The 24,307-nt window shown below is 38.0% G+C and carries 18 protein-coding genes and 1 other annotated feature; of the genes, 16 read left to right on the top strand and 2 right to left on the bottom strand.

Features of this window, described 5'->3' with window-relative positions:
* Nucleotides 1–286: 286 nt before the first annotated feature.
* The 4 genes from clpX (at nucleotide 287) to yihA (ending at nucleotide 6,884) form a co-directional block, all read left to right on the top strand.
* Entirely contained in the window at nucleotides 287–1,552 is a 1,266-nt protein-coding gene (gene clpX, locus Q1B07_RS07470) for an ATP-dependent protease ATP-binding subunit ClpX (RefSeq protein WP_299091778.1), read from the top strand.
* Nucleotides 1,553–2,037: 485 nt separating this feature from the next.
* Complete coding sequence (lonB, locus tag Q1B07_RS07465) at nucleotides 2,038–3,717, top strand: ATP-dependent protease LonB (RefSeq protein ID WP_299091775.1); 1,680 nt, start codon at nucleotides 2,038–2,040, stop codon at nucleotides 3,715–3,717.
* 261 nt (nucleotides 3,718–3,978) lie between these two features.
* Entirely contained in the window at nucleotides 3,979–6,303 is a 2,325-nt protein-coding gene (lon, locus tag Q1B07_RS07460; protein WP_299091772.1) for an endopeptidase La, read from the top strand.
* Nucleotides 6,300–6,884: a ribosome biogenesis GTP-binding protein YihA/YsxC gene (gene yihA, locus Q1B07_RS07455; protein WP_299091769.1), complete on the top strand. Its 585-nt coding sequence runs from the start codon at nucleotides 6,300–6,302 to the stop codon at nucleotides 6,882–6,884. Before lon ends, yihA begins: the two co-directional genes overlap by 4 nt.
* Before the next feature lie 57 nt (nucleotides 6,885–6,941).
* Here yihA and Q1B07_RS07450 read toward each other — a convergent pair whose 3' ends face one another.
* The gene (locus tag Q1B07_RS07450) at nucleotides 6,942–7,430 is read right to left on the bottom strand and encodes a DUF5668 domain-containing protein (RefSeq protein ID WP_299091765.1); all 489 of its coding nucleotides are present in this window, start codon (nucleotides 7,428–7,430) and stop codon (nucleotides 6,942–6,944) included.
* A 330-nt stretch (nucleotides 7,431–7,760) separates the two neighbouring features.
* Here Q1B07_RS07450 and hemA point away from each other — a divergent pair, with 330 nt between their 5' ends.
* The 8 genes from hemA to ysxE all read left to right on the top strand — a co-directional run bounded on the left by hemA (nucleotide 7,761) and on the right by ysxE (nucleotide 16,596).
* A complete protein-coding gene (gene hemA / locus Q1B07_RS07445; protein ID WP_299091761.1) occupies nucleotides 7,761–9,119 on the top strand; it encodes a glutamyl-tRNA reductase in 1,359 nt (452 codons plus the stop codon).
* Between the two features lie 18 nt (nucleotides 9,120–9,137).
* A complete protein-coding gene (locus tag Q1B07_RS07440; RefSeq protein WP_299091757.1) occupies nucleotides 9,138–9,968 on the top strand; it encodes an inner membrane protein YpjD in 831 nt (276 codons plus the stop codon).
* Nucleotides 9,969–9,999: 31 nt separating this feature from the next.
* Nucleotides 10,000–10,932 (top strand): hydroxymethylbilane synthase, encoded by a 933-nt coding sequence (gene hemC / locus Q1B07_RS07435; RefSeq protein ID WP_299091754.1) that lies wholly within the window; start codon nucleotides 10,000–10,002, stop codon nucleotides 10,930–10,932.
* Entirely contained in the window at nucleotides 10,932–11,729 is a 798-nt protein-coding gene (locus Q1B07_RS07430) for a uroporphyrinogen-III synthase (RefSeq protein WP_299091752.1), read from the top strand. Before hemC ends, Q1B07_RS07430 begins: the two co-directional genes overlap by 1 nt.
* Nucleotides 11,730–12,716: a porphobilinogen synthase gene (gene hemB / locus Q1B07_RS07425; RefSeq protein WP_299091751.1), complete on the top strand. Its 987-nt coding sequence runs from the start codon at nucleotides 11,730–11,732 to the stop codon at nucleotides 12,714–12,716.
* Nucleotides 12,717–12,762: 46 nt separating this feature from the next.
* A complete protein-coding gene (gene hemL, locus Q1B07_RS07420) occupies nucleotides 12,763–14,049 on the top strand; it encodes a glutamate-1-semialdehyde 2,1-aminomutase (RefSeq protein WP_299091749.1) in 1,287 nt (428 codons plus the stop codon).
* Nucleotides 14,050–14,237: 188 nt separating this feature from the next.
* The gene (gene spoVID / locus Q1B07_RS07415; protein WP_299091747.1) at nucleotides 14,238–15,404 is read left to right on the top strand and encodes a stage VI sporulation protein D; all 1,167 of its coding nucleotides are present in this window, start codon (nucleotides 14,238–14,240) and stop codon (nucleotides 15,402–15,404) included.
* A gap of 163 nt (nucleotides 15,405–15,567) precedes the next feature.
* A complete protein-coding gene (ysxE, locus tag Q1B07_RS07410) occupies nucleotides 15,568–16,596 on the top strand; it encodes a spore coat protein YsxE (protein WP_299091746.1) in 1,029 nt (342 codons plus the stop codon).
* A 91-nt stretch (nucleotides 16,597–16,687) separates the two neighbouring features.
* Here the strand turns inward: ysxE and Q1B07_RS07405 are convergent, their stop codons facing one another.
* The gene (locus tag Q1B07_RS07405) at nucleotides 16,688–16,879 is read right to left on the bottom strand and encodes a hypothetical protein (protein WP_046515736.1); all 192 of its coding nucleotides are present in this window, start codon (nucleotides 16,877–16,879) and stop codon (nucleotides 16,688–16,690) included.
* 234 nt (nucleotides 16,880–17,113) lie between these two features.
* Nucleotides 17,114–17,341 (top strand) — a binding site (T-box leader).
* Between the two features lie 86 nt (nucleotides 17,342–17,427).
* On the opposite strand from Q1B07_RS07405, the gene Q1B07_RS07400 reads away from it, so the two are divergent.
* The 4 genes from Q1B07_RS07400 (at nucleotide 17,428) to Q1B07_RS07385 (ending at nucleotide 24,282) form a co-directional block, all read left to right on the top strand.
* Nucleotides 17,428–20,079, top strand: coding sequence for a valine--tRNA ligase (locus tag Q1B07_RS07400; RefSeq protein ID WP_299091745.1), 2,652 nt, complete (start codon nucleotides 17,428–17,430; stop codon nucleotides 20,077–20,079).
* A 75-nt stretch (nucleotides 20,080–20,154) separates the two neighbouring features.
* Complete coding sequence (locus Q1B07_RS07395; protein ID WP_299091744.1) at nucleotides 20,155–21,489, top strand: folylpolyglutamate synthase/dihydrofolate synthase family protein; 1,335 nt, start codon at nucleotides 20,155–20,157, stop codon at nucleotides 21,487–21,489.
* Nucleotides 21,490–21,557: 68 nt separating this feature from the next.
* Complete coding sequence (locus tag Q1B07_RS07390; RefSeq protein ID WP_299091743.1) at nucleotides 21,558–23,273, top strand: sensor domain-containing diguanylate cyclase; 1,716 nt, start codon at nucleotides 21,558–21,560, stop codon at nucleotides 23,271–23,273.
* 229 nt (nucleotides 23,274–23,502) lie between these two features.
* The gene (locus tag Q1B07_RS07385; protein ID WP_299091740.1) at nucleotides 23,503–24,282 is read left to right on the top strand and encodes an A24 family peptidase; all 780 of its coding nucleotides are present in this window, start codon (nucleotides 23,503–23,505) and stop codon (nucleotides 24,280–24,282) included.
* The last annotated feature ends 25 nt before the right edge of the window (nucleotides 24,283–24,307 follow it).

Here is a 24,307-nt window from a genome sequence, read left to right as displayed (position 1 = left end):
AAAATGTTTTCAAAGCTATATGAAGGGTTAATTAGTTGGGGAATAGTTAGAATATATTCCATTAAATTTTATAACCTTTTTTAAAGTTGAAGTAGTATCATTACCTGTTTACCTATAACTTATGGTAAAATGCAATACATACACCTGTTTTTACAATTAATTTCTTTACATATGTGTAAGGAAGAACAACCTACCTACAATGACCTGATTATACTTGAAATAGAAAGCTTTTTATTGGGGTGGGGCAGAATCATTAGAGTGAGATAAAGATACAAGGGGTGAAACAATGTTTAAATTTAACGACGAAAAAGGACAGTTAAAATGTTCATTTTGCGGTAAAACTCAAGATCAGGTTCGCAAGCTGGTTGCTGGACCTGGAGTTTATATATGTGATGAGTGTATTGAGCTTTGCACTGAGATTGTTGAGGAAGAGCTTGGAACTGAAGAAGAAGTTGAATTTAAAGATGTTCCAAAACCAAGAGAAATTAATGAAATATTAGATGAGTATGTAATCGGTCAAGACCAGGCTAAGAAATCCTTAGCTGTTGCTGTATATAACCACTACAAGCGAATTAATTCAAACAGTAAGATTGATGATGTTGAGCTTTCTAAAAGTAATATTGCGATGATTGGTCCTACTGGAAGTGGTAAAACACTGCTTGCACAAACTTTGGCACGCATTTTAAATGTACCTTTTGCGATTGCTGATGCAACTTCATTAACAGAGGCTGGATATGTTGGGGAAGATGTTGAAAACATTTTATTAAAGCTTATTCAAGCTGCAGACTATGATGTTGAAAAAGCAGAAAAAGGAATTATCTATATTGATGAAATCGATAAGGTAGCTCGCAAATCTGAGAACCCATCCATCACACGTGATGTTTCAGGTGAAGGTGTTCAGCAAGCATTGCTAAAAATTCTTGAGGGTACGGTAGCAAGTGTTCCTCCACAGGGTGGAAGAAAGCATCCACATCAGGAATTTATCCAAATTGATACAACCAATATTCTTTTTATTTGCGGTGGTGCGTTTGACGGAATTGAACAAATTATCAAGCGCCGTCTTGGTAAAAAAGTGATTGGCTTTGGCTCAGAAAATAAAAATGCTGATCTCGATAAAAAAGCGTTGCTTTCACAGGTACTGCCCGAAGATTTACTGAAATTTGGTTTAATCCCAGAGTTTATTGGCCGTTTACCGGTTATTGCAAGCCTAGAACCACTTGATGAGGACGCCTTAGTTGAAATTTTAACAAAACCGAAAAACGCTCTGGTTAAACAATATCAAAAGATGTTAGATCTTGATGGCGTTGAACTTGAGTTTGAAGAAGGAGCCCTCATTGAAATTGCGAAAAAAGCAATTGAACGAAAAACTGGTGCTCGTGGCCTGCGTTCTATTATTGAAGGAATTATGCTCGATATGATGTTTGATCTTCCATCACGTGAAGATATTGTGAAAACAATCATTACTGCTGAAACAGTTACTGGCAATACCCCGCCAAAACTTATCTTAAATGATGGAACAGTTATTCAAGAAGATAAAAAAACATCTGCATAAAAAGTGTATTCACACCAAAAAGGAAGCTGAGCTTAAATCAGCTTCCTTTTTAAAAAGGTAAAGTATAAAATTTTATCTTAGTTGTCCAGCGCCTAGCCCCTCATGAACTGAAGCAAAGAACGTTCTATTCATAAGTGTTTTATTTGCCCTAGGCTGAGCAAAGCGCCTTGTGCTTTTCTTAATTTTAACATGTTTATTCCTGCTAAACCTCGGAGATACTAGCTATAAATAACCGCTCCATACTATAAAGATCAATCGAATATTTTTGCCTGGATATTGGCAAGCAGAGGCTTGCCTTTTGTCAGCTTTAAGTGAGTAGAACCCAGTTAATTACATAACAATTTTGTTCATCTTTAAAAAACTCACTTACAAATGGACGAAAAAGGACGAGATAGGTATGACCGAAAAGTTTCTTGATTTAGAAATTCGGTTATTTTTGCACAACAAGTAGCGGTAATCAAGACACCTTAGCAGGAGGGACTACAATGAGTTGGACAAGTATCGCTTTGTTTATTCAGCTGTTTTTTGGAATTATCATCGGGATGTACTTTTGGAATTTGTTAAAAAGTCAAAGAACGCAAAAAATCTCAATAGATCGTGAATCAAAAAAAGAAATGGAACAATTAAGAAAAATGAGGGCGATTCGTTTAACAGAACCGTTAGCTGAAAAAGTAAGACCAAAGAGTTTCCAGGATATTGTGGGACAAGAAGATGGAATTCGCTCTTTGCGGGCAGCGCTTTGTGGTTCAAATCCTCAGCATGTCATTATTTATGGACCGCCTGGTGTCGGAAAAACAGCTGCTGCAAGACTTGTATTAGAGGAAGCAAAACGGAATGTGAGATCACCATTTAAGGATAATGCTGTTTTTGTTGAATTGGATGCAACAACGGCTAGGTTTGATGAAAGAGGAATTGCTGATCCTCTTATCGGCTCTGTTCATGACCCCATTTATCAGGGAGCAGGGGCTATGGGGCAAGCAGGAATCCCTCAGCCGAAGCAAGGAGCGGTTTCCCATGCACATGGGGGAGTTCTGTTTATAGATGAAATTGGTGAACTTCATCCTATTCAAATGAATAAGCTATTAAAAGTGTTAGAGGATCGTAAAGTATTTTTGGAAAGCGCTTATTATAATGAAGAAAATACACAAATACCAAACCATATTCACGATATCTTTAAAAATGGTTTGCCGGCTGATTTTCGCTTAATTGGTGCAACAACGAGAACACCTAACGAGATTCCGCCAGCTATTCGCTCGAGATGTTTAGAAGTTTTCTTCAGGGAGCTTGAACAGGATGAACTTGCCATAGTTGCGAGAAAAGCAGCGGATAAGGTAAATATGATTGTGAATGATGAAGGAATAGATATGCTAACCTCATATGTCCGCAATGGCCGTGAGGTAGTCAATTTAATGCAAATCGCTACAGGGATGGCGATGTCAGAGGATCGAAATGAAATAACTGTTGAAGACATTGAATGGGTAATCCATTCAAGCCAATTAACACCAAGACATGAGAAAAAGATTAATAACAAGGCTATGGTAGGTTTAGTGAATGGATTAGCTGTATATGGCCCAAATACAGGAGCTCTATTAGAAATAGAAGTAACCGTTATTCCAGCAGAGAAAGATAAGGGTTCCATCAATATTACCGGAATTGTTGAAGAAGAAAGCATTGGGGATCGTTCAAAATCAATTAGAAGGAAAAGTATGGCAAAAGGTTCAATTGAAAATGTCATAACTGTTCTTAGGTCTATGGGAATTCATGCAGGTGATTATGATATCCATGTAAATTTCCCAGGCGGCACGCCAATTGATGGACCATCGGCAGGAATAGCGATGGCAACAGGAATCTTTTCTGCGATTCATAAAATCTCAATTGATCATACGGTTGCCATGACAGGAGAAATTAGTATCCACGGGTATGTCAAACCAATTGGAGGGGTCATTCCGAAAATCAAAGCGGCAAAAAAAGCCGGAGCAAAAACAGTGATCATTCCAAAAGAAAACATGCAATCAATTTTAAAAGATATTGATGACATAAATATTGTACCCGTAACACACTTACAAGAAGTCTTTGACATAGCCCTTGTCAATCCACCAACAGAAAGAACCAGCCCTTTGCTGCAAAAAAACACACAAGCATTTCCTCATCAGGAATCGGTATGAAGCTTTAATACCGGGGTCAGTCCTCTAGAGAGTTTATTACTAAGTAATTAGTATAAAACTTTTTAGGGGACTGACCCCTTCTTTACGAAATAGGGGACAGTCTCGAATAATTTGCTCCTATTTCGACCAACTCTCACTTTTTATCTGTTAGTGAATGGGGTATACTACCTAAATGAGTGTAGTGGTTACAAATAGACACTTAAAAGAGAATAGGATAGAATTGTACAAGAACTTATTATTATGTCATGGAGGTATAAGCGCATGGCGAAAGCAAATACTCAAATCGTCCCCCTCCTACCGCTACGAGGCTTGTTAGTATATCCAACAATGGTACTACACCTTGATGTAGGGAGAGATAAATCTGTTCAGGCGTTAGAAAAAGCCATGATGGATGATCATATCATTTTTTTAACGACACAAAAAGAAGTTGCCATAGATGAGCCGCAAAAAGAAGATATTTATGAAATTGGTACATTAACTAAAATCAAGCAAATGTTAAAGTTACCGAATGGTACCATCCGGGTACTTGTAGAAGGAATCGAGCGTGGGGAAATTCAACGCTTTCTTGAAGAAGACGATTATTATTCAGTAGAAGTTGCTGTCTATAAGGATCCTGAGGAAAAAAGTGTTGAAGAAGAAGCGTTAATGAGAACGATGCTAGAATATTTTGAGCAATACATAAAGCTTGCAAAGAAAATTTCAGCTGAAACATATGCTACGGTAACAGATATTAATGAGCCTGGAAGAATGGCGGATATTATCGCTTCTCACTTGCCTTTAAAGCTCAAAGAAAAGCAAGAGGTACTTGAAACACTTGATGTAAAAGAAAGACTAAATAAAGTCATCTCGATTCTCCATAACGAGAAAGAAGTCCTGCAGCTTGAGAAAAAAATCGGACAACGTGTAAAGCGTTCGATGGAAAGAACTCAAAAGGAATATTATCTTCGTGAGCAAATGAAGGCTATTCAAAAAGAGCTTGGTGAAAAGGAAGGCAAGGGTGGGGAGGTATCTTCCATCTCTGAACGGATTGAAAAAGCAGGTATGCCTGAGAATATTAAAGTCGTTGCCTTAAAAGAATTGGATCGGTATGAAAAGGTTCCTTCAAGCTCAGCAGAAAGTGCTGTAATACGTAATTATATTGAATGGCTACTTTCATTACCATGGACAACAGCAACGGAAGACCGTTTAGATATTAACATAGCTGAAGAAATTCTCAATGAGGATCATTATGGTCTTGAGAAGGTAAAAGAGCGTGTTTTAGAGTACCTTGCAGTGCAACAACTAACCAACTCGTTAAAAGGACCGATCTTATGTTTAGCAGGCCCTCCAGGAGTGGGGAAAACATCACTGGCACGATCTGTAGCAAAATCATTAAACCGTCATTTCGTCCGCATCTCACTTGGCGGTGTTAGAGACGAATCTGAAATTCGCGGTCACCGCCGAACATATGTCGGAGCAATGCCTGGACGAATTATTCAAGGAATGAAAAAAGCTGGCACGATTAATCCAGTCTTTTTATTAGATGAAATTGATAAAATGTCCAGCGACTTTAGAGGCGACCCTTCAGCGGCATTGCTTGAAGTATTAGATCCCGAGCAAAACCATAGCTTCAGTGATCACTATATTGAAGAGACATATGATTTATCAAAGGTTATGTTTATTGCAACGGCAAACAATCTGGCTACCATTCCAGGCCCGCTGCGTGATCGTATGGAAATTATTAATATCGCCGGTTATACAGAACTGGAAAAGGTGCATATTGCAAAAGACCATTTATTGCCAAAGCAATTAAAAGAACATGGTCTTAAAAAATCACATTTACAAATACGTGACGACGGAATTCAAAGCATTATCCGTTATTATACGAGAGAAGCAGGTGTGCGTGGGCTAGAGCGTCAATTGGCTACTGTTTGTCGAAAAGCTGCAAAGCTTATTGTGAAAGAAGAGCGTAAAAAAATTATCATCACAGATAAAAATCTTGAAGATTATCTTGGTAAACATCGCTTTAGATATGGTCAAGCTGAATTTGAGGATCAAATCGGTGTTGCAACAGGATTAGCTTATACTACTGTTGGCGGAGATACGTTATCAATTGAGGTATCGGTTGCACCAGGAAAAGGAAAGCTGATTTTGACAGGAAAGCTTGGAGACGTGATGAAGGAATCTGCACAGGCAGCCTTTTCGTATATTCGCTCTAGGGCACAAGAGCTTCAGATTGATCAAGACTTTCATGAGAAGAATGATATTCATATTCACGTACCAGAAGGTGCTGTTCCAAAAGACGGTCCGTCAGCTGGAATTACAATGGCTACTGCATTAATCTCAGCATTAACTGGGAGACCAGTACGTAAAGAGGTTGGTATGACAGGTGAAATTACATTAAGGGGAAGAGTTTTGCCAATTGGCGGCTTAAAAGAAAAATCACTTAGTGCCCATCGTGCAGGCTTAACGAAAGTCATTGTACCTAAGGAAAATGAAAAGGACTTAGATGATATTCCTGAAAGTGTCCGTAAGGAGCTTAACTTTGTGCTTGTGTCACATCTTGATGAAGTTTTAAAACATGCATTAGCAGGGGAGAAGCAATGAAAGTAACTAGTTCTGAAATCGTTATAAGTGCAGTAAAGCCGGATCAATATCCCGAAGGAGATCTCCCAGAGATTGCTCTTGCAGGTCGATCAAATGTAGGAAAATCATCGTTTATCAATAAGATGCTTGCAAGAAAGAACCTTGCACGCACATCTTCAAAGCCTGGGAAGACACAAACTTTAAACTTTTATCTCATTAATGAGATTCTGCATTTTGTTGATGTACCAGGTTATGGATATGCAAAGGTTAGCAAAAAAGAACGTGAGGCTTGGGGAAGAATGATTGAGACGTATATCACCACCCGCAAGCAGCTTAGGGCAGTTGTATTGTTAATCGATGTGCGTCATCCTCCTACAAACGATGATGTGTTAATGTACGAATTTCTAAAGCACTATGAAATTCCGACCATGATTGTCGCTACAAAAGCGGACAAAATTCCTAAAAGCAAATGGCAGAAGCATGTAAAGGTTATTAAGGATACCTTAAATATGGAAAAATCAGATTCATTTGTATTATTTTCATCTGAAACCGGCCAAGGGAAAGAGGAAGCTTGGAAATTGATTGGAGATTATATCGCATAAAAGGGTCCCCAACAAACACGATTTTGTGTTTGTTAGGGACCCTTTTGCTTTAGAGAATTATTTTCTCCTTTTAACAAACAATAAGAGACTACCTATTAAAATCATTAAAAATGGCCAATAGCTCTCGATAAGCTCTGCCCCATTTTCAACAATAGAAAATGATTGGATAATGGTTTGAAAGAAGTGTAGAAATAATCCGATTGCTAGCAGCAGCATCCCGGTTGCATAGCCTGATTTTGTTCGCGCTGCTGTAAGCAGCATTCCAATCGATAAAATAAATAAAAATGCAGCTGGATGATCTGGCCATGTCGGCAGCTTTGGCTGATAAATAAAGTGAATTCCAAGACCAAATAAGAGGATGCCTGGAAGAATGGCCGTATTGTCCTTTTCGAAATGTCCGCTTATTAAGAATGCTGCACCTAAAAGAATGAGCAATCCTTGCCAACTTTTTTGATTTTCGAATAATTGAATATTTAATTTTTGGAGAGAATAAAAAATGCCTATCCCTAGTAAGATTATTCCAGGTAATAAAGATAGTTTTTTCAAAGGAACACCTCATAACATAATAATATCTTGATAAATGCTTTAATGAAAAGAAAGTAAAGGGTTCTTTCAAACCGATAACTTGATTAGCAGCTTAATATTTGTTATTGTACAGAGTGGAGAGTATGTGAATCTTGTCAAATCGTGTAAAATCTATGTCAGATTTTATGACTGATAAATTTACAAGTCAACTGAAAAATTGTACAATTTATAAATCTTATTTATCATACCATAGAGTTTCAAAACTGTTCACATTTTATGAAACGAGATTGAAATTAGGGATGATATACTATACTTAAAGGGAACTTTGCATGTGGGGGTGTAAAGGAAAAAATGCATATACTAGTTGTCGGCTTAAACTATAAAACAGCCCCTGTTGAAATTCGCGAAAAGCTTTCATTCCAACCGAACGAGCTTGAAGATGCGATGAAACAGTTAAAAGACCAAAAAAGCATACTGGAAAATGTCATTGTGTCTACATGTAATCGTACAGAGATCTATGCGGTTGTCGACCAGCTTCACACTGGACGTTATTATATTAAGGCGTTTCTTGCAGAATGGTTCGGCTTAGATAAAGAAGAGATTTCACCGTATTTAATGATCTATGAACATGATGGTGCATTAGAGCATTTATATAGAGTTGCGTGCGGATTAGATTCAATGATTCTAGGGGAAACGCAAATCTTAGGGCAGGTACGAACAAGCTTTTTGCTAGCTCAAGAACAGCAAACTATAGGCACAATCTTTAATCAGTTATTTAAACAGGTAATAACACTGGCAAAACGGTCCCACTCAGAAACAGATATCGGGGCTAATGCAGTATCAGTTAGTTATGCGGCTGTTGAATTAGCGAAGAAAATATTTGGCGACTTAAAACATAAGCATGTGCTTATTTTAGGGGCCGGGAAAATGGGCGAACTTGCCGTGCAAAATCTTCATGGAAGCGGTGTAGGGGAAGTCACGGTCATGAATAGAACGCTTAAAAAAGCACAAGAGCTCGCCAGTCGCTTTAATGGAAAAGCGAAAGCGATCAATGAATTGCAATGTGGCTTAGTTGAAGCGGATATTCTTATCAGTTCGACTGGTGCTAAGGATTTTGTGATTACAAAAGATATGATGGCTAATGTTGAAAGATTAAGAAAAGGCCGTCCATTATTCATGGTGGATATTGCAGTGCCTCGTGACTTGGATCCAAAGCTTGAAGAATTAGACGGTGTTTTCCTATATGATATTGATGATTTACAGGGAATTGTTGAGGCAAATCTGCAGGAACGAAAAATCGCTGCTGAGAAAATTGAACTAATGCTTGAAGGGGAAATTGTTCAATTTAAACAATGGATTAATACCTTAGGAGTTGTTCCGGTTATTTCAGCTCTTCGTCAAAAAGCATTATCCATTCAAGCAGAAACAATGCAAAGCATTGAGCGGAAAATGCCTAATTTAACAGAGCGGGAAAGAAAGCTGCTTAGCAAGCATACGAAAAGCATCATCAATCAATTGTTAAGAGATCCTATTGTAAAAGTGAAAGAGCTTTCAGCTGAACCGAATGCTGAAGAATCGTTAGATCTATTTATGAAAATCTTTAACATTGAAGATGCTGTTGAAGATCTAGTGCAAAAAGAGAGAGCGGAAAAACGATCATTGCTTTCAAATGAGCAGCTTTCAGAATATCGTGCTTCACTTCAATCGTAAGTGAGAGGACCTTTATATATGGAGATGAGTTTAACTAGACTTAACGAAATAACGATTATCCTTTATGCATTTTGCGTGCTTTTATATTTTATAGATTTTCTTAACCATAACCGGAAGGCGAACCAAGTTGCCTTCTGGTTACTTTCTATTGTTTGGCTTTTACAAACAATTTTTTTATTTTCCCGGATGATTGAAACTGGAAGATTCCCGGTACTGAATGTATTTGAAGGACTGTATTTTTACACATGGGTGTTGGTTACTCTCTCAGTAGTAATTAACAAATTTTTACGAGCAGAGTTTATCATTTTTTTTACAAATGTAATCGGCTTTATCATGATGGCTTTACATACTTTCGCACCTGCGCAATACGAGTCGGCAGCGGTTTCAAGTAAGCTTGTTTCTGAATTGTTATTGATTCATATCACAATGGCAATACTTTCTTATGGGGCTTTTTCCCTTTCCTTTGTTTTTTCAATTCTATATTTGATTCAATATAATCTACTGAAAAAGAAAAAATGGGGAAGACGTCTTTTGCGACTAGAGGATTTAACTAAGCTTGATCATATGTCGTATGTACTAAATGTTATTGGTGTACCAATCTTGTTATTGAGCTTGATTTTAGGCATCATTTGGGCCTATATAAAAATTGAAAAATTTCATTGGTATGATGCGAAGGTGCTCGGTTCTTTCATGGTTTTATTGACGTATAGCATTTATTTATATAATCGCATTGTCAAAGAATTGCAAGGAAAGTCGGTCGCACTATTAAATGTTGCTTCATTCCTCGTATTATTAATCAATTTTTTTCTATTCGGCAGCTTATCAAGATTTCATTTTTGGGACTCTTAATGACACCATTAGATTGTACTAGGAGGATTATATGCGAAAAATTATTGTTGGTTCAAGGCGAAGCAAACTTGCATTAACCCAAACCAATTGGGTGATTAATCAGTTAAAATCATTTGGACTTCCCTTTGAGTTTGAGGTTAAAGAAATTGTGACAAAGGGAGATAAGATACTAGATGTTACCTTATCGAAAGTTGGCGGAAAGGGCTTGTTCGTCAAAGAAATTGAGCAGGCAATGCTCTCTGGCGAAATCGATATGGCGGTACATAGTATGAAAGATATGCCAGGTGTTCTGCCGGAGGGACTAACAGTCGGCTGTGTCCCAAAACGGGAGGACCATCGGGATGTGTTAATTTCAAAAGACCATAAAAAGTTGGCAGATCTGCCAAAGGGTTCGATCATTGGAACAAGCAGCTTAAGAAGAAGTGCACAATTGTTAATTGAACGTCCAGACTTAGAAATAAAATGGATAAGAGGAAATATTGATACACGCCTTGAAAAGCTTAAAACAGAAGAATATGATGCCATTATTCTAGCAGCAGCAGGGTTAGCAAGAATGGGCTGGAGCAAGGAAGTGGTTACAGAATTTTTAGAGCCGGATATTTGTTTGCCTGCAGTTGGACAAGGTGCTTTAGCTATTGAGTGCCGTGAAGATGATGATGAAATACTTGACCTGCTTGCAAACTTAACGGATAAAGCCACACGATTAGCTGTTACTGCAGAAAGAACATTTCTTACGAAAATGGAGGGCGGCTGTCAGGTTCCAATCGCTGGTTTTGCATCAGTAAGTGAAAACGATGAAATTACGTTTACTGGTTTAATAGCTTCTCCGGATGGAAAGGAAATTTATAAACAGCAGGCAACTGGAGATGATCCTGTAAAAGTCGGCGAGAATGTTTCAGCTGCTTTAACAAAGCAAGGTGCAAAAGCGTTAATCGACAGGGTAAAAGAGGAGCTCGATCAGTAATGGCCGATCGCCTTCCATTGCAGGGGAAACGTGTACTAATTACACGTGCAAAAGCTCAAGTCCAAGAATTTATTGACAAAATTGAAGCGGCAGGCGGGATCGCAATACCTGCCCCGCTGCTGGAGATTAGAGCAAATGATAAGCAGGAGCAAATGATCAAAACGACCATTTTACATTTGAAAAACTACGATTGTATTGTGTTCACAAGTGCGAATGGCGTTTCTTTTTTTAAAAGCTATTTAGATAAATTCAATGTTTCATATTCGACCCTAAGTCATTTAATTGCCGCTTCAGTTGGCAGTAAAACGAGTAAACAAATGGAAAAACTAGGTTTGCGAGTTTCCATTATACCAGAAGAATTTGTTGCAGAAAAATTAGCGGAAAGTTTATCGAAAAACTTGCCGGAACATTCAAGAATTTTGGCAATCCGCGGGAATCTTGCCCGTCCTACACTTGTGACGGAATTAAAGCAAAAGGGTTTTTCTGTGACAGATCTCGTTGTTTATGAAACGATACATAAGATGGATGAAGCAGAAAAACTGATAAAATACCTTCAACAAGATGAACTAGATTTTATTACCTTTACCAGCTCCTCAACCGTTGACAGCTTTATGAAGGTTTTAAATCAAAAAGAACTGCAAGATAATTTAAGGAAAGTTGTATTTGTTTGTATAGGTCCAATTACAAATGATAAGTTAAATGATTATGGCTACAATGGGATTATGCCTCATTCTTATACAATTGATGCAATGGTAAAGCTCATGATTGAGCATGAAATGAGTAAGGAGGGTTTATAAATGAACATTCAATTTGCAAGACATCGCCGCCTGCGCTCAAGTGCAAATATGCGGGCGATGTTACGAGAAAACCATGTAAGAGTAGAGGATTTTATTTATCCGATTTTTGTGGTGGAAGGAGAAAATATAAAAAATGAAGTCCCTTCGATGCCAGGTGTTTTTCATTTATCATTAGATTTATTAAATCAAGAAATAGAAGAGGTTGTTTCGTTAGGCATTAAGTCGGTCATCTTATTTGGAGTACCTGAACAAGAACAGAAGGATGAGACAGGTACCCAGGCATATCATGACCACGGTATTGTTCAACGAGCAACAAGACAGGTGAAGGAAGCTTTCCCAGAGCTGCTTGTTGTTGCAGATACTTGTCTTTGTGAATATACCGACCATGGACACTGTGGAATTGTTGAAAATGGACAGATTCTGAATGATCCAACACTTGATTTATTGGCACGCACTGCTGTAAGTCAAGCTAAGGCTGGAGCAGATATCATAGCACCTTCAAATATGATGGACGGTTTTGTTGCCGCCATTCGTCATGGCTTGGATGAGGCTGGTTTTGAGCATATTCCGATTATGTCGTATGCAGTAAAATATGCCAGCGCATTTTATGGACCATTTCGTGATGCCGCACAAAGTACACCGCAATTCGGTGACCGTAAAACCTATCAAATGGACCCTGCAAATCGAGAGGAAGCCTTTAGAGAAGCCCAGTCAGATCTAGAAGAAGGGGCAGACTTTTTAATTGTAAAGCCGGCGCTTGCTTATTTAGACATTATCCGTGATATGAAAGATCATTTTAATGTACCGCTTGTTGCTTATAACGTTAGCGGTGAGTACTCAATGATTAAGGCAGCAGCACAAAACGGCTGGGTCGATGAAAAAGCAATTGTCATGGAAATGCTAGTTGGCATGAAGCGTGCGGGTGTGGATCTAGTGATTACTTACTTTGCAAAAGATGTTGCTCGCTGGTTAAAGGAAGATCAATAATATAAATACTGATTACTTCAATCGTCAGTGAGAAAGGGGAATAAAAATGAAAAGCTATGCAAAGAGTGAAAAGGCATTCGAAGAGGCATTAACATTAATGCCGGGAGGAGTTAACAGCCCTGTTCGTGCTTTTAAATCTGTAGGGATGAATCCGATTTTCATGGAACGCGGGAAAGGCTCGAAAATTTTCGATATTGATGGAAATGAATATATTGATTATGTCTTATCATGGGGACCTCTCATTCATGGTCATTCACATGACACAGTGGTCGAAGCCATTAAAAAGGTCGTTGAATCTGGGACAAGTTTTGGGGCGCCGACATTAATCGAAAATGAATTAGCCAAGCTTGTTATTGAACGAGTCCCTTCAATTGAAATTGTGAGAATGGTAAGCTCTGGCACTGAGGCAACGATGAGTGCCTTACGCTTAGCTCGCGGGTATACCGGCCGTAATAAAATTCTAAAATTTGAAGGCTGTTACCACGGCCATGGCGATTCTTTATTAATAAAAGCTGGGTCTGGAGTGGCAACATTAGGATTACCGGACAGTCCTGGTGTTCCCGAAGGCGTTGCGAAAAATACGATTACGGTTCCTTATAATGACCTTGATAGCGTTCGGTATGCATTCAAACAATTTGGAGAAGATATTGCTGGTGTGATCGTTGAGCCTGTTGCCGGAAACATGGGAGTTGTTCCGCCTCAGCCAGGATTTTTAGAGGGCTTGCGTGAAGTGACAGAGCAAGCAGGTGCTCTGCTTATTTTTGATGAAGTCATGACAGGCTTCCGTGTTGATTATGGCTGTGCACAGGACTATTTTGGTGTTACACCTGATTTAACATGCTTAGGAAAAGTAATAGGTGGAGGATTGCCAGTAGGAGCATACGGAGGTAAAACCGAAATCATGCAGCAAATTGCACCGAGCGGTCCAATTTATCAAGCTGGTACCTTGTCAGGAAATCCTTTGGCTATGACGGCTGGATATGAAACATTAAAGCTGTTAACAAGAGATTCCTACAAAGAATTTAAACGAAAAGCAGACCGCCTTGAATCGGGATTATCCGAGGCTGCCAAAGAATATGAAATTCCTCATACGATCAATCGCGCCGGATCCATGATTGGTTTCTTCTTTACGAACGAACCTGTTACAAACTATGAAAAAGCAAAAACATCTAATCTTGAGTATTTTGCCAGCTATTATCGAAGCATGGCAAATGAGGGAGTATTTCTCCCGCCTTCACAGTTTGAAGGCTTATTCTTATCAACCGCACATAGTGATGAGGACATTGATTATACAATCGAGGCAGCTAAAAAAGCATTTGCTGCATTAAAATAAGATGAAAAAGGGTCTAGCACATTGTGTTAGGCCTTTTAATATAGAATTTAAAATAGAAGCTTAGGGAATGGCGAATGCTTGATCCTTTGGATAAGTCTGCAAAGAAACTTATCATATTTTCCTTCCTTTCCACATACATCTGTAATGTCATAGTAATTTGTTAGGCTATTTGAAAGGAGGAAATATCTTTGCCACAGGATCAAGAACAATTACGTTTTTCTGTAGAAGAATCAGTCTGGTTTCAAAAAGGACAGGAAGTATTTGAACTTTTAACAATTTCATTAGAGCCTGATATCACAATTCATGAGCATGATCAGTATATTTCCATTAGAGGTGCACTTCAACTTTCCGGTGAATACAAAATAGATAATGAAGCAAAGGTGGAAGACCAAAAAGACCAATATGAATATGCTAATGTACGTTATGTAAATGAAGTTTCTACACGTGAAGATGGTATAAGCATATTAAATCACCGTTTTCCGGTAGATATCACGATTCCAAGCAACAGAATCGAAAATTTAGATGAAGTATATGTGGCCATTGATTCATTTGATTATGAGCTTCCAGAGTTAAAATGTTTAAAATTAGTTGCTGACTTATCGATTGGCGGCATTACAAATAAGCAGTCCCAACAACAGGTTGCCGATGAAGTGGAAAGCAGGGAAGAAGAGGAATTAGAACCGCTTTACAGAGGGGAACAACAAGAAGAAACCTTTGAATATGACAGCCAACCTTCACCGCTGCCATTTGAGCAAAGACCTTCAAATCCTTTTTCATCATTATATCAGGAACATGAATCTGCTGAGAAAGACGTGGACAAATTGTCTTTGGATCAAGTAGAGCCGATAGGTCAATTGGAAACAGAGGATAAAGAGGAAGAAAAAGAAAGTATTGCCGCTTCCATTCCGAGACAAGAAGAGAGCGAAGAATTGTATAGCAGCCAGGCAGAAGATATTCAGGAAGAAGACATTTATGACCCATTCATTGTTGAGGTAAGGAAACAAGAAGAGATAGAAGAGGTAACAGATGGACCGCCTGAGATTCAATATTCCTTGTTCTCTAAAGCAGAAAATGTTGAAAACGAAGAAATTCAAGAGGAAGCTGAAGAAAAAAGAGAAGAAGAAAGCAATCCAAAGGATGCACATTATTTAACAAGTCTTTTTGCCCGCGAAGATGATGAGGATTTCTCACGAGTGAAAATGTGTATTGTTCAGCAGGGAGATACAATAGATCTGATCTGTGAACGATATGAGATTACTGTTCAACAGCTTATGAGAGTTAATGATTTTCATGCGGATCAAGATGTTTATGAAGGACAAATTCTTTACATCCCTGCCTATTCAACAAGTAAATAATCGTAAGTGATTTAGATCTATTCCTTGTATTGATCCCTAATTGAATTGCAACTAAAGTTAGGAATTAAGGGATCCTGTAAAATACTTGAAGAAACAGCATGGGGCTACATTTACCTCAGCTGTTTTTTTCAATTTCTCATTAGAGGATTTGAGGTGTCAATCATTGGCTATACAAGTTCAAGAATTAAGGCCGCTTTTAATGAATTATGATATTCGTGCTGAATATATAGAAGATATAAGCCGTAAAACAATAAAGGTATATACAGATACAGGGACATATGTTTTGAAAAAGCTTCCAAAACAATTCAATCCTGCTTTTGTTGATTCTTTTAAAATCTTAAGCCAACAAGGTTATAAAAGTTATGTTCCAATTGTAAAGAATAGACAACAGCAGTTCATTACTCAAAATAACAAGGAATATTATTATATGATGCCTTGGTTGGCTAATGAACCAGAGGATGAGCTGGATGCACGACATCAATACTTATTTAAAGAAATCGCTAAAATGCATAGCCATACTGAAAGGGAAGTGCAACTAAATGGTCAAGAAGCAGCTAAACATTATGAAGCATTATCGCAGCGCTGGGAAAGGATGAAACTTCTGTACGAAAAATATGTTGACCAATGTGAGCGAAGATTATATCTATCACCTTTTGAACTACAAGCTGTCACCTATTTTATTGAGGTAAGCCGTGCGATCGATTTCTCTAAAAAGAAGCTGCAAGAATGGTCGGAAGCGATGGAGGGAAAGGAAAAAGGAAGAATTGTATTAGTTCATGGGAAAATATCCTCTCACCATTTTTTATATGATGATCAAGGAACCGGCTATCTAACAAACTTTGAAAAGGCTAAATATGCTGCACCAATTGATGACTTCCTCTTATTCATGAATCGAACAGCCTCATCATATCCGACCCAATGTAATGATTGTGTAAACTGGTTTTATACGTATCAAAAAATTTACCCGTATAAAGAAGAGGAAATGCTATTATTTTTAAGTTATCTTGCCTTTCCCGATCGGATATGCCGTATCATTGAAAGCTTTGTCAATAGAGACAAAACCGAATCTGAGCTGGAAAAGAACAGACAATTAGTTAAAGCATATTGGCATTTTAAAAATATAGAATACATCGTCATGAACATATCAGAAGTAGAAGAGAAGAAGAAAATGCAAGCAGAGGCATCTGAGTAAAAAACGAATGAGGCGACAAAGTGTCAGCCTCATTTTTATTAATTTTTGTGGAAAAGTAGGAGCGTTTAGCATATTGTGTTATTCAAGGATATCATATCCAATCATAACGAAAAGCAATAGCTAAAAAGATTAAAAGAGCTAGTAATAATACATCAAAGGATGTTGGAAAGAATACAGTACGAATACCTTGGAAAATTGTTAATGGAATAATAATTTGGATGCCGACATCTCGTATTTGTCTTACCCATGGCGGAAGGGTGTAAGGGTTATACCTCCGCTTCATATCACAACTCCTCCTCCATTATCTGCCATAAAATAAACCATTCTTAAGCTGTGATCCTTCTCAACACATAAACAATGAGAAAGTATTTAGCTTCTGCTTGCAGGAATATTGACGTATTAACATCTTATGCAAAACACTAGTGATAGGTGCCCGTATATAAATACGGAAAATTGGCGAAGATATTGACGGAAAAAAGAATTTTTTAGTAATATAGAATAGATCAATTTCATAACAGGTGAAACGTTGATTGGGAAGAGTACAATTGCGATCTCTTTACAGAGAGAGAAATCATTTGCTGAAAGATTTCTTATGTAGATGCATTGGAAGGTCGCCCAGGAGTTGCTTCTTTGAATGGAGTAGGAGAAGCCGGTGCAGACCGTTATCATTTTTAAGTGCATAGACTAATGCTTTAGTTTGTGAAAAAAGGTGGTACCGCGAAATTATTCTCCTTTCGTCCTTTTAGTGGATGGAAGGAGTTTTTATTTTGTACATAAGTTTTTATATTGCTTATGAAATTTAGCAGGTAGATAAAGGAGGAAACTATTAAGATGGGAAAGATTGAACAACAGCGTGAATTACCAACAAAGTATGATCCAAATACAATTGAAAAAAACCGTTATTCCTTTTGGGTAGAAGGAAAATATTTCGAAGCGACAGGTGATGAATCAAAACAGCCTTATACGATTGTTATTCCGCCGCCAAACGTTACAGGTAAACTTCATTTAGGTCATGCGTGGGATACGACGCTGCAAGATATTCTTACGCGGATGAAAAGAATGCAGGGTTATGACGTACTATGGCTTCCTGGAATGGACCATGCAGGAATTGCAACCCAAGCGAAGGTTGAAGCAAAGCTTCGGGAAGAAGGCAAATCCCGTTATGATTTAGGTCGTGAAAAATTTGTTGAAGAAACATGGAAATGGAAAGAAGAGTATGCAGGCCATATTCGTGAGCAATGGGCTAAGATAGGCCTGGGATTAGATTATACACGCGAACGCTTTACACTTGATGAAGGTTTATCAAAAGCGGTAAGAGAGGTATTTGTTTCTCTTTATAATAAAGGCCTAATATACCGCGGTGAATATATTATTAACTGGGACCCGCAAACAAAAACAGCTTTATCTGATATAGAGGTTATTTATAAGGATGTTCAAGGTGCTTTCTACCATATGCGTTATCCATTAGCAGATGGCAGCGGATCAATTGAGGTGGCTACAACACGTCCTGAAACCATGCTGGGAGATACTGCTGTAGCTGTGCATCCTGAAGATGAGCGCTATAAGCATTTAATTGGGAAAAAAGTTGTCTTGCCAATTGTTGGCCGAGAAATTCCAATTGTCGGTGATGATTATGTGGATATGGAATTTGGTTCTGGAGCAGTGAAGATTACGCCGGCACATGATCCTAATGACTTTGAACTTGGTAATCGTCATAACCTGGAACGTATTCTTGTTATGAATGAAGACGGTACAATGAATAAAAATGCTGGTAGCTACAATGGGCTAGATCGTTTTGAATGCAGAAAGCAAATCGTAAAAGATCTACAAGAACAAGGTGTGCTGTTTAAAATTGAAGAGCATTTGCATTCTGTTGGACATAGTGAAAGAAGCGGTGCAGTTGTAGAACCTTATTTATCCACACAATGGTTTGTTAAAATGCAGCCTTTAGCAGATGAAGCCGTTAAGCTTCAGGATAAGGCTGAAGAAAAAGTGAATTTTGTTCCAGATCGTTTTGAAAAAACTTACTTACGCTGGATGGAAAATATCCGTGATTGGTGCATTTCACGTCAGCTATGGTGGGGACATCGGATTCCAGCTTGGTACCATAAAGAAACCGGAGAAGTATATGTAAATCATGAACCGCCGGCCGATAGTGAAAATTGGGAGCAGGATAAGGATGTTCTAGATACATGGTTCAGTTCAGCGCTTTGGCCGTTTTCAACAATGGGATGGCCTGATACGGATTCAGCTGATTTTAAGCGCTACTATCCTACAGATGCTCTTGTTACAGGTTATGATATTATTTTCTTCTGGGTTTCAAGAATGATTTTCCAAGGCCTGGAATTCACTGGTAAGCGCCCATTTAAAGATGTATTAATCCATGGACTTGTACGTGATGAGCAAGGACGTAAAATGAGTAAATCACTTGGCAATGGCGTTGATCCGATGGAAGTCATTGATCAATATGGTGCTGATTCACTGCGTTTCTTCTTATCAACAGGAAGCTCACCAGGACAGGATTTACGTTTCAGCTATGAAAAAGTTGAATCTACATGGAATTTTGCAAATAAAATCTGGAACGCTTCTCGTTTTGCTTTAATGAATATGGATGGTTTAACATATGAGGAAATTGATATAACTGGTGAAAAATCTGTAGCGGATAAATGGATTTTAACAAGATTAAATGAAACCATCGAAAATGTTACAAAGCTTGCTGATAAGTATGAGTTCGGAGAGGTTGGACGATTGCTTTACAATTTCATTTGGGATGATTTCTGTGATTGGTATATAGAAATGGCTAAGCTCCCATTATATGGAGAAGATGAAGCAGCGAAAAAGACTACACGTTCTATTCTTGGTTATGTCCTTGATAACACAATGAGATTATTACATCCGTTTATGCCATTTATTACAGAGGAAATTTGGCAATCACTTCCGCATGAAGGAGAGTCCATTACTGTAGCGGCTTGGCCAACTGTAAACAGCGAGCTGACCGATGCAGCTGCATCAAATGAAATGAAGCTTTTAGTCGAAGTGATTCGAGCTGTCCGAAATATTCGCTCTGAAGTAAATACGCCAATGAGCAAGCAAATTCAGATGCAAATTAAAGCGAAAGATGAAGAGGTAATGACTCAGCTCGAAAACAATCGTGCATACATTGAACGCTTCTGCAACACAAGCTCATTAACAATCGCGACAGATTTTACCTCTTCTGAAAAATCAATGACAGCTGTAGTCACTGGTGCAGAAATAATTTTACCTCTTGAAGGATTAATTAATATTGAAGAGGAAATTAAACGATTAGAAAAAGAGCGTGAAAAGCTTGATAAAGAAGTAGAACGCGTTCAGAAAAAATTAGGAAATGAAGGATTTTTAAAGAAAGCTCCAGAAAAAGTCATTGAGGAAGAGAAAGCGAAGGAAAAAGATTATCTTGAAAAACGTGAGATTGTAATAGCAAGAATTAATGAATTAAAAGGATAAGAAAAGGGGGAACTCGGGTGGCGCGGTTAGCTCACCCGAGTTTTTCAGATCATTTTCTAAAAGGAGGTTTGTTTTATGTTTACGCAATATTCCGATGTCCTTAACTGGATTCATGGACGCTTAAAATTTGGCATAAAGCCGGGTTTAAAAAGAATGGAATGGCTTTTAGCGGAACTAGGTCATCCAGAAAAGAATATTCCGACTATACATGTTGCAGGTACAAATGGCAAGGGATCGACTATTTCATATATGCTGCACATGCTTGTAGAAGGTGAATATAAGGTTGGGAGCTTTACATCGCCATACATCGAAACGTTTAATGAACGGATTAGTGTAAATGGCCAGCCGATATCTGATCAAGAAATGATTGAGCTTGCCAATGAAGTAAAGCCTTATGTTGAACAAATTGAAAAAACAGAGTTAGGCGGCCCAACTGAATTTGAAATTATCACGACAATGATGTTTCTTTACTTTGGAAAATACAACAAGCCGGACTTTTTATTATTGGAAACTGGTCTAGGCGGCAGACTAGATTCCACAAACATCATTGAGCCGATTTTATCCGTTATTACAACGATCGGATATGACCATATGAATATATTAGGTGAAACGATCGCCGAAATTGCGGCAGAGAAAGCAGGAATTATTAAGCCTCGTGTTCCGGTTATGACGGCTGTCGAGAACGAGGAAGCAAAAACGGTAATTAGCGAAGTAGCCAAAACTATGCAGTCTGAGATTTATTTCTTAGGGAAAGATCTAAACATTATTCCAAAACAGCTCTATCAGCAAGGAGAAATGTTTACGCTTCAGACATCGTATTCAACCTATAAAAATCTCGTCATCTCAATGAGGGGAGAGCATCAAATCAAAAATGCAGCTTTAGCTGTTTCAGTCATTGATTATATGATAAAGATGGACAAGTTGAAATTAAGTGAAGAGCAGCTTCGCAAAGGGCTTAAAGGAGCCACTTGGAAAGGAAGATTTGAGCTAGTATATAACAATCCAGAAGTCATTATTGATGGTGCCCATAATAAAGAAGGAATTGAGAGTTTGCTTGAAACATTAACACGACATTATCCTGATCGCAGCATTCACATTTTGTTTAGTGCATTGAAGGACAAAGATTATGCACAAATGATTGAGCGACTATCAACCATTGCCGCTTCCATGCATTTTACTACCTTTGATTTTCCAAGGGCTGCAACGGCATTTGAGCTTTATTCAGCTTGTCAGCTTAAAGAAAAATCCTACTCTGAATCATGGCAGCAAATGATGGACCAGCTAATAACTGAATATCGGGATCAAAAAGAAGATTTAGTCGTCATAACAGGTTCATTATATTTTATTTCACACATACGTGAATATTGTCGAAAAAGAAACGAGGAGAATGAGGAAAAAGCAAGAGAATAAAATGACAAAAATTTGAATATTTGCTAAAATAAGTCCTATCAACGACTATATGATGAGGGGGCTCTGCTTTGGGCAGGAAGATGCAAGCAGCATTATGGATCTGTTGGATTGTTTCAACACCCTTATTTTTCATGATTGCCTATCATACTTCACCGCCAATATATCAAGGGTTTCAGTGGGATATTACTGCGTTTCTTTTATTAATGTGTCTTGTTTCTGTTTGGCCGATCATCATAAATGATACACCTATTTTTTATGTACAGGGTGTTTCACTTGTTGTTTTTTTATTGTTTGGATTATTTATAGAACTTCTTTTAACCCAAATTGCAGTTATTGTTCTCTTATTAAAAGTTCGTGTTGGTTCAAAAGACCTTTATAGATATCCGTTGAATGCGCTATTGTTTTATTTTATCTCGATAGGGAGTGCTGCGATTTATTACCTAGCGGGAGGTACACATGGCCGTTTAACGATAAATGAAGATCTTTTAGCAATTTTTTTGTATGGACTCTCCATTTTTGTTATTAATCAATTCTTATTAAGCATCATTCAGGTTGTTATTTATAAAATGAGGTTTGCTTTTTTTACACGAAGCTTCCTCTGGGAATGCTTTACCTCATTACTTGTTTTTCCGATGGGGATAGGCCTTTACTTTCTGTATCTTCAGGTAGGGATGAAAGCCATTTTCTTTGTAGGAACACCTTTTCTAGGATTATCAATTTTTCTGTCACTCTACTATAAAAGCCAAAGAATTAATCGTTATTTGCAGAAGGCAAGCGAAATTGGGCATCAGTTAACGGAGAAATTACATAAAAAAGATGTCCTGGATATCTTCATGGAGAAGATCGTTGATATGATTCCAGTAGAAAGGGCGTATTTAATCGATGTATTTGAAAAGGACATGCTTAGAATCGTAAGAAGATATGAAAATGGGATCATTCATGCAAGTGGTGAAGAAGCAAAGTCTCCTGATCGCGGAATATCAGGCCATGTATATATTATGAGGGAGAGTTTTTTATTCCACAAAAGAAAGCAATGGAAGCATATTCAGCAATCCCAGCTGCCAAAAACAGTGGAAAGCCTTATCGCTGTGCCGGTTATGAGAAACCAAGTCTTAATCGGAATCGTTATTCTTGCTTCTAATAAAAAACACGCTTTTGATCGTGCACAGCTAATGATTATCGATTTATTGTCAGTCTACTTAGGGGTAGCAATAGAAAATGCTAAAAACTATGAAGAGACAAGAAGGCAAAGTGAACACTGTTCACTGACAGGCTTATATAATTATCGTTATTTTGAGCAAAAGCTAGAGCGTGATTTCCAACGGCTGCATCAACATGAACTAGCTGCCTTAACGCTGATACTATTAGATATCGACCATTTTAAAAACATAAATGATACATATGGGCATTACTCTGGTAATGAAGTCCTTATTCAACTATCACATCGTCTGCTGAATTATGTTAAAAAACAAGGAATTGGCACGGTTGCAAGATATGGAGGTGAAGAGTTTGTCATCCTCCTGCCGAATATGGATAAACAAAGCAGTATTGCATATGCTGAAGAAATTCGTCAATTAATTGCCAATCATCCTTTCGAGATTGATCACTCGTTACAGAATAGCCTAAGCAGATCGATTGCGGTCTTTTTAACAGCAAGTATCGGAGTCGCAACAGCACCATTGGATGCAGAGGATACTTTTTCTCTCATCCGGCATGCTGACCGCGCGATGTATATTGGAGCGAAAAAGGCTGGAAGGAATAAGGTCGCAGTTTATGTAAGTTAGTGAACATTTTTTTAACCTAGGCGAATAGATATTATTTCCCATGGAATAAAAAAGAGCTAGTTCACCATCGCATCAGGGCATTGATTAGCCCTGATGCTTCATTAGATTCCTAGTTTTCATTATCAAAACTCCAAACATCTTTTTCCTGCGTTTTTTCCCTCAGATTCTTTAGGGAGTGAAAAATTCTCCCTCTTCATGAACGTATCAATTTTTATAAAGGAGCCTTTCTATGATTGTTAGCACCGTTATTTTTATTTATATCTTTCTGCTGGGAGCAATACTTGGTTCGTTCTACAATGTAGTAGGTCTTCGTATACCAAAAAAGGAATCCATTTTATTACCAAGGTCCGCTTGCCCTGTTTGTCATAAAAAACTGAAAGCAGTCGAGATGATCCCGCTTCTATCATATATTTTGCAAAAAGGGAAATGTAAAACATGTAGAAATGCTATTTCACCTCTGTACCCTTTCATTGAATTTTTTACGGCGCTTCTCTTTGTGATTTCTCCTTTGCTGATGGGTTGGTCCAATGAAGTGATGATCTCGTGGTCACTTATTTCATTTATTATGATTGTTGTCGTTTCAGACATAAAGTATATGATAATACCTGATGCTGTTAATCTATTTTTTCTGCTGCTTTTTGCGATAGAAAGGATTTTGATCCCCCTTAATCCATGGTGGGACCCTATTGCAGGCTTAGTGGTAGGTGGTCTTGTGCCCCTAATCATCATTTTAATAAGCAAGGGAGGACTTGGCGGAGGAGATATGAAGTTTCTTGCAGTATTAGGTTTAATTCTAGGCTGGAAGCTTGTCTTACTCTGTTTTTTTCTTGCAACTCTTATTGGAACAGTTGCAGGGCTAATTGGCCTGTCTACCGGTCATATAAAGAAAAGTCGACCATTTCCGTTTGGCCCTTTTTTAGGTATTGGCGCATTAATTGCCTATTTTTTTGGGAAGGATTTAATCGATTTATATATTCACTTTCTTTTTTTGAATGGTCCTTTTCTATAAAGATATAAAAAGGCAATCGGTTATT

The sequence above is a fragment of the uncultured Metabacillus sp. genome, assembly GCF_947503125.1.
GTDB lineage: Bacteria > Bacillota > Bacilli > Bacillales > Bacillaceae > Metabacillus.
The sequence above is the reverse complement of the archived record's forward strand: the minus strand, read 5'-3'. Positions and strand labels throughout refer to the sequence as shown.